The 6,490-nt window shown below is 57.6% G+C and carries 6 protein-coding genes; all 6 read left to right on the top strand.

Annotated elements, in window-relative coordinates:
- A partial coding sequence (locus JW937_00310; protein MBN1585852.1) for a hypothetical protein occupies nucleotides 1–905 on the top strand: 905 nt, incomplete at its 5' end.
- Complete coding sequence (locus tag JW937_00305; protein MBN1585851.1) at nucleotides 902–1,894, top strand: VWA domain-containing protein; 993 nt, start codon at nucleotides 902–904, stop codon at nucleotides 1,892–1,894. The genes JW937_00310 and JW937_00305, both read left to right, overlap by 4 nt.
- A gap of 76 nt (nucleotides 1,895–1,970) precedes the next feature.
- The gene (locus JW937_00300) at nucleotides 1,971–2,981 is read left to right on the top strand and encodes a VWA domain-containing protein (protein ID MBN1585850.1); all 1,011 of its coding nucleotides are present in this window, start codon (nucleotides 1,971–1,973) and stop codon (nucleotides 2,979–2,981) included.
- The gene (locus JW937_00295) at nucleotides 2,971–3,789 is read left to right on the top strand and encodes a tetratricopeptide repeat protein (GenBank protein ID MBN1585849.1); all 819 of its coding nucleotides are present in this window, start codon (nucleotides 2,971–2,973) and stop codon (nucleotides 3,787–3,789) included. Before JW937_00300 ends, JW937_00295 begins: the two co-directional genes overlap by 11 nt.
- A complete protein-coding gene (locus JW937_00290) occupies nucleotides 3,783–5,618 on the top strand; it encodes a protein BatD (GenBank protein MBN1585848.1) in 1,836 nt (611 codons plus the stop codon). The genes JW937_00295 and JW937_00290 overlap by 7 nt, the downstream gene beginning before the upstream one ends.
- A complete protein-coding gene (locus tag JW937_00285; protein MBN1585847.1) occupies nucleotides 5,618–6,394 on the top strand; it encodes a tetratricopeptide repeat protein in 777 nt (258 codons plus the stop codon). Before JW937_00290 ends, JW937_00285 begins: the two co-directional genes overlap by 1 nt.
- Nucleotides 6,395–6,490 lie beyond the last annotated feature (96 nt).

Here is a 6,490-nt window from a genome sequence, read left to right as displayed (position 1 = left end):
TGCAATGCGTGGCCGAACCTGCGAGCATCACCGTGGGTGACGAGATTGCAGTGCGCGTCCTCATCAGCGCCCCCTCGGACTACAGAATGGGTCCGCCGTCCTTTCGGGAGGATCCTTCGGCTGATTTTGAGGTCAAACGACTGTCCTCCTTGCCCTCGGATTCCCTGGATGATGAGCGGGGCCGTTGGGTGGGGGAACTCGTTATCACAAGCTTCAAGACCGGGGTGCAGACTCTGCCTCCGGTGGAGGTCAAGTACACCACGCCGACAGGGCAATCCGGATTTGCCGTGGGCCCGGAACTGCAGATTGAAGTTCGCTCCGTTTTGGCAGCACAGGAAGGCGCGCAGTTCCCGGAATTTGCTCCGCTCAAAGGCCCCGCAGTCTTGCGCGCTTCCCTTGCGTGGTGGGTTTGGGCTCTCTTGCTTTTGTTGGTTGCAGCGCTGGGAGCGGGATTCTCCTGGTGGAAGAAGCACGGCGGGGGACTTGTGATGAGCGAGCCGTCATTGCCTCCCAGGCCCGCAGATGAGGTGGCTCTGGAGGCCTTGGATGCCCTGGCGCGGGAGGGCTTATTAGAGGAAGGCCGCTACCGGCTTTACTTCACCAGGCTTTCCGAAATTCTGCGGCGCTTTCTTGAGGGCCGTCTGGGTTTTCCGGCCCCGGATTGGACTACGGCGGAGATTTGCCGGGAGCTCAAGAAGCACCCGCTCCAAAGCGAAGTCTTGGGCCTTGTGCGCAAGGTTCTCGGCGATGCGGATTTGGTGAAATTTGCCAAGCACATGCCTGAGCGGAGCTGGGGAACGGAGCGCATGAATCAGGCGCGCAGGGTGGTGGAACTCTGCCCTTGTCCCAGGGAAGAGAGTGAAACCTTCAGCACGGGTGTCGGCAACAAGGGCGGGGGCTCATGATCCGTTTAGCGCATCCATGGCTATTGCTCCTGCTGCCGTTTGCGGCGGCTTTCCTCTATTATTTGTGGGCCGGGCGCGGTTTGAACCGCGCGAGTCTCCGCTTTCCGAGCCTAAGGTATTTGGGTCTGGAGAGTCTTGGCGAGGAAACTCCGCGGCGCGTGCAGTTTATTTTACGTGCCATTGTTCTGGCCTTGTTGGTCTTGGCTGCGGTCCGGCCTCAGTTTGGCCAGAGCTATGAAGAGTATTCCACCGAGGGCGTGGACATCATGCTGGCCTTGGATATTTCGCAGAGCATGCTCGCCGAGGACTTTGAGCCCCAAAACCGGGTGGAGGCGGCCAAAGCCGTGATGAAGGAATTTGTGCAAGAGCGGCCGGCGGACCGGATTGGTTTGGTGGCCTTTGCGCGCTTCGGGCTGCTGCGCTGTCCTCTCAGCTTGGATCACAACGCCCTCTTGGATTTGATTGACCAGACCCACGTGGGCTTGATTGATGACGGGACAGCCATTGGTTTGGGTATTGCCACAGCCACAGCGCGTTTGAGCGAGAGCAAGGGAGAGAGCCGGATCCTGATTCTCCTGACAGACGGCGCCAATAATTCCGGAAATATCGATCCGCCCACAGCGGCCCGTATTGCCGCTGCCATGGGCATAAAAATTTACACGGTAGGCGCGGCGCGCGCAGGGATGACGCGTATTCCCATTCAGGACCCTATGTTCGGCAAGCGCTATGTGAATGTGCAGGGGAATCAGTTGGATGAGAAGGCCTTGCGTGAAATTGCGGATATCACCGGAGGCCTGTATTTTCACGCCGAAGATTTGGAAGGACTGCGGCAGATTTATAAGCGAATCGACGAGTTGGAAAAGACCGAGTACGAGGTCACGGAGTTTTCCCAGTACAACGAGACTGGTCCGTGGTTTTTATGGTTTGCCTTTCTGGTTTTTGTCACCGAACGTGTGTTGATGCAAACGCGGCTGCGGACCTTACCGTGAGTAACTCAAGGAGGCAGGGACGGTTCTTAGCGTCCGTTGAGCTATCTTGGGCCGTAAGAACCGTCCCTGTGAGACTATGCACTGGAACAACCCTGAAATACTAAATCTCTTATGGCTTATTCCGCTGTGGATTATTCTTCAGCGCTTTTGGGAGAGCCGTCGCAAAAGGGCCCTGGAGTATTTTGCCGAAGCAAGACTCCTGGATTCATTGGCGGCTAATCTCAGTTTGCAGCGACGGAAGATCCGCCGCGTTCTGGAGGTTGCAGTGCTCCTCCTTTTGATTCTAAGTTTAGCGCGTCCGCAGATCGGAGCCAAGCAAGTGCAACTTACGCAAAAGGGAATCGATATCCTGGTGGCTCTGGACGTTTCTTCGAGCATGTCGGCTCAAGATGTGGCGCCCAGCCGTCTGGATTTGGCCAAGACCCTGGTTCAGGATTTTGTCTCCAAACTCCAAGGAGATCGCGTGGGGCTGATCCTATTTGCGGGTAAGAGTTACTTGCAGTGTCCTCTGACGGTGGACTATTCGGCTTTTGATCTGCTGCTGCGCGTAGCGGATCCGGGCATGGTGCCGTATCCGGGCACGGATGTGGAGGCTGCCATAAGTACCGCAGTGGAGGCTTTTCCGAACCGGCCGGACTCCCAGAAGATTCTTCTGGTGCTGACGGACGGAGAGTCCCATCACGGTGACCCGGTTCCGGCCGCGGAAGAGGCTTCCAAAAAAGGCGTGCGCATTTACACGATCGGAATCGGCGGAGGAATGCCTGAGGGAGAGCCTATTCCCTTGCGCGACGAAAACGGGAATGTGACGGGGCACAAGCGAGACGCGAACGGAAAGATTATATTTTCCAAGTTGGATGAGAAGACCTTAACAAGCATCGCAGATGTGACCGGCGGGAGTTATTTCCGGGCCACGGGTGAGGCTGCCGGCTTGGAGGCAATTCTGAAGGAGCTCAAAGGGGCGAGCCGCGCGGAGCTCGGGGATGTGGTACGGCTGCAATACGAGGAACGCTATCCTTGGTTGGCCGCTCTGGTTTTCATTTTGTTGTGTGCGGATTTGGCCATAGGAGATCGTAAGAATGCGAGCTAGATGGATGTCTGCGGGGCTTGCGATAATGTGGGTATTATTTTCCGCTCCCGCTCTTGCCGCAAGCGGTGCGCGGCTCAATGCCGCGGGGAACGAACTCTATGAGCAGGGAGATTATGCAGCTGCAGCAGAGAACTATGAGGCGGCGGCTGAAAAACTACCCGGGTCTGCGGAAGTCCAATACAATCTAGGGAATGCCTATGCTCAGCAGGGCATGGTGGAAAAGGCCGGGGGCACGTACAGGCGATCGATCGATGCTGCGGAAGCGGGCCATTCCACAGACATTGCGGCCAATTCCCACTATAATCTGGGAACGCTTCTGGCTCAGGAGGGGAAATTGGAAGAGGGGGCTGAGGAATTGCGCGAGGCCCTGCGTGTGCGGCCCGGCGATGCGGAAGCCAAACAGAATTTGGAGCTCGTGATGCGGCTCATGCAAATGCAGCAAGAGCAACAGCAGCAGTCCCAGCAGGGGGAGCAGCAATCCGAGTCCCAGGAATCAGAGGCTGGACAAGAGCAGTCCGGACAGCAGCAAGAACAGAAAGAGGCGCAGCAGCAAGAACAGCAAGACCATCAGTCGCAGCAGGGACAGCAACAAGAGAAACAGCAGTCTCAAGCAGGGGAACAGGGCTCTGAGCAAAAAGAACCCGAAGCTCAGGCCAGTGAGCAGGAGCAAGGCGAGGAGGAACCCAAAGGCATGAGTCGCGAAGACGCGGAACGTATCTTACAGGCCTTGGAGGCCGAGCAAGAGGATATGCACCGCCGGTCCATCCAGGAGCAGCCCTTTAAAGCGCCGGGAGGCAAGGATTGGTAAGAGCCCTCCTCTGCTCCGTGCTTTTGGGGTTTGCGGCTTTGCCTGCGTATGCCCAAGTGCAGATTAGCGCAGAAGCGCGTCCTCCGAAGGTGAGCGTGGGCTCTGCCTTTCAATTGGTGCTCACGGTCAACGGGGCAATGGGCAATGTCGGGAGCCCTGTCATTCCCTCAGTCAACGGTTTGAGCCAGTACAGCACCAGCCAATCTCAGAATCTTTCCATCATCAATGGCCAAGTCAGCGCGATTACCACGCTTTCCATCACCTATTTGGCTGAGAAAGAGGGCAAGTTTTCGATCGGCCCCATGGAGTTGTCCGTGGAGGGCCAAACCCATTCAATTTCCGCGGTGGAGGTGGAGGTGGTGCGCGGTGCGGTTGCGCCCCAAGCATCTGCTTCCCCGCAATCCCGGGGTGGCTCTGCCACAGCCCCTTCCGAACAGGGCACCAACGCTTCGGGTGAGGGCGCGCTCTTTGTGCGCTCCTACACCGATAAACTGCGCGCCTATGTGGGTGAGCAGATCACCCTCACCTTCGGACTCTATATCGGAACGCGACTTGGAGGGCGCCCGGGTTATGAATATCCTTCCACTTCAGGTTTTTGGGTGGAGGAACTTCTGCCCGCGCAGCGCCAAAACGTTGAGGTTATGGAGGGCAGGCAGTACACGGTGGTGTCCATGCCCAAGGCTCTTTTTCCCACAGCCTCGGGCAAGTATGAGATCGGGGCCGGTACCTTAGAGGCGGATGTGTTGATGCCCCGCGCACAGAACCGGCGAAGCCGCTGGGATATCTTTGATGACGATTTCTTTGGCATGTTCTCCAGGACACAGCGGGTTGCGCGCACTTCCGAACCGATTACGGTTGAAATCCTGCCCTTGCCCAAGGAGGGCCGGCCTGCCACCTTCAGCGGGGATGTGGGGCAACTCAACTTCCGGATTCGTGCGGACAAGGGCCAGGTCAAGCAGCATGAGCCGGTCACCATTTATATAGAGGTTTTTGGAAAAGGCAATATCAAGAGTCTTGCAGGTCCCAAGCTGCCGGAGATTCCCAAGACGCGGCAGTTGCAGGGGGGCACGTCCGAGGACGTGGATTCTCCGGACGATATCATTCAGGGGACAAAAGTTTTTGAAACGGTGTTGGTTCCTCTGGAATCCGGCACCTTGCTCATCCCTTCCTTGGAGTACAGCTATTTTGATCCGGCGGCTGAAGCCTATCGCAGCACGCGCTCCCAGCCCCTGGAAATTCAGGTTTTGCCGGGTGAAAAGGGCAGTGCCGCCGCACCCGAGCCTTCTGCGCCGGAGGTGCACCACGCGCCGGTCAAGCTCATCGAAAAGGATATCCGGCACATCCATTTGTCCAAGGGCCTGGAGGACCAGGGAACGAGGGCACTGGGTCCGGAGCTGCTAATCCGCCTGGTTTTGATCCTGTTGTGGTTGGCAGCCCTGGGTTGGGGAGTGCATTTGAGGCGTTTGGAAAATGACCCGCGCTACGGGCGTCAGCTCGGGGCAGGCAAGGCGGGGCGGGATCGTTTGCGCCAGGCCGAGGAACTCCTGGCCAAGGGACAGAATGAGGAAGCGGCCACAGCTATGGCTCAGGCCTTGAGCCGCTTTGTGGCGGATCGAGTGAATCTGCCCAAGGGCGCGCTCACTTTGGCTGAGCTGGATGCCGCGCTCAAGGAGCGCCAAGTCGGGATCCAGCTGCGCGAAGAATTGCGCCGGATTTTGCAGGCCTGTGAGCAGATTCGCTTTGTGCCCGGCGGTTCTTCTTCGGAGAATGTGAAAAGCCTGCTTAGCCGGGCCGGGGAGCTGATTAAGGAATTGGGGAGGAAGGTGTGATGCTTCGAGCTGTTGCCCTCGCAATGACGTTGATTTACCTGCCGATTTCCTTGGCTTTTGCAGCTTCTGCGCACTCAGAGTTGTGGCAGCAGGCCAATGCCGCCTACGAGATGGGAGACTACAAGGACGCGATCCGCGCCTATGAATCCATCCGCGCAGAGGGCTTAAAGAACGGGCATCTCTATTACAACTTGGGCAATGCCTATTTCAAAATGGGTGAATCCGGCTCCGCTATCCTGAATTACGAGAGAGCTCGCAAACTCCTGCCTCGCAACCGGGATGTGCGAATGAATTTGCGCGTGGCCCAAGAACAGTTGCAGGACGAGACCGGGGGCGCCAAACACAGTTTTCTGGGTGCCCTGGCGGGCAAGTATTTGGGCCTGCTCAGCGTGGCTGAGGCGCGCCGCCTCGAATTTGGGTTGTTTTTAGTCTTGTGTTTACTTGGGGTGCTCTGGCACTCTAGGCTATTGTCTCAAATCTGGGTGGAGCGTTTGGGATTACCGCGCGTGGTCGCCACCTGTGCTGTTTTGTGGTTGATTGCTCTCGCAGGTTTAGGAGGGAAATATTTGTGGGAGCTGCAGAACCAGGGTGCAGTCGTCCGTGCGCAGGAGATGGAAGTGCGCAGCGGGCCTGGGCCGGATTACCCCTTGCAGTTCCAGCTTCATGAAGGATATGTGGTGCAGCTGGAGGGCGAGATGCGTTCAGGGTGGTCCCGCGTGCGGGCCAGGGAAGGTCTGGAGGGATGGGCCCGCTCCGGCGATCTGGAGGTTATCTGAGTCAAAACCAGGGACGGTTCTCGCTAGCCCTTTTACTTGGAACGAGTTGCGTGAGAACCGTCCCTTGGAGTTACTAATGGCACTGAAATCCGACCG

Source organism: Candidatus Omnitrophota bacterium (genome assembly GCA_016929445.1).
Lineage (GTDB): Bacteria > Omnitrophota > Gorgyraeia > JAFGIU01 > JAFGIU01 > JAFGIU01.
The sequence above is the reverse complement of the archived record's forward strand: the minus strand, read 5'-3'. Positions and strand labels throughout refer to the sequence as shown.

Bases quoted from the DNA above. Each gene is read 5' to 3' on its own strand.
- JW937_00305 (MBN1585851.1), top strand. From the start codon at position 902: ATGATCCGTTTAGCGCATCCATGGCTATTGCTCCTGCTGCCGTTTGCG.
- JW937_00285 (MBN1585847.1), top strand. From the start codon at position 5,618: ATGCTTCGAGCTGTTGCCCTCGCAATGACGTTGATTTACCTGCCGATT.
- JW937_00295 (MBN1585849.1), top strand. From the start codon at position 2,971: ATGCGAGCTAGATGGATGTCTGCGGGGCTTGCGATAATGTGGGTATTA.
- JW937_00300 (MBN1585850.1), top strand. From the start codon at position 1,971: ATGCACTGGAACAACCCTGAAATACTAAATCTCTTATGGCTTATTCCG.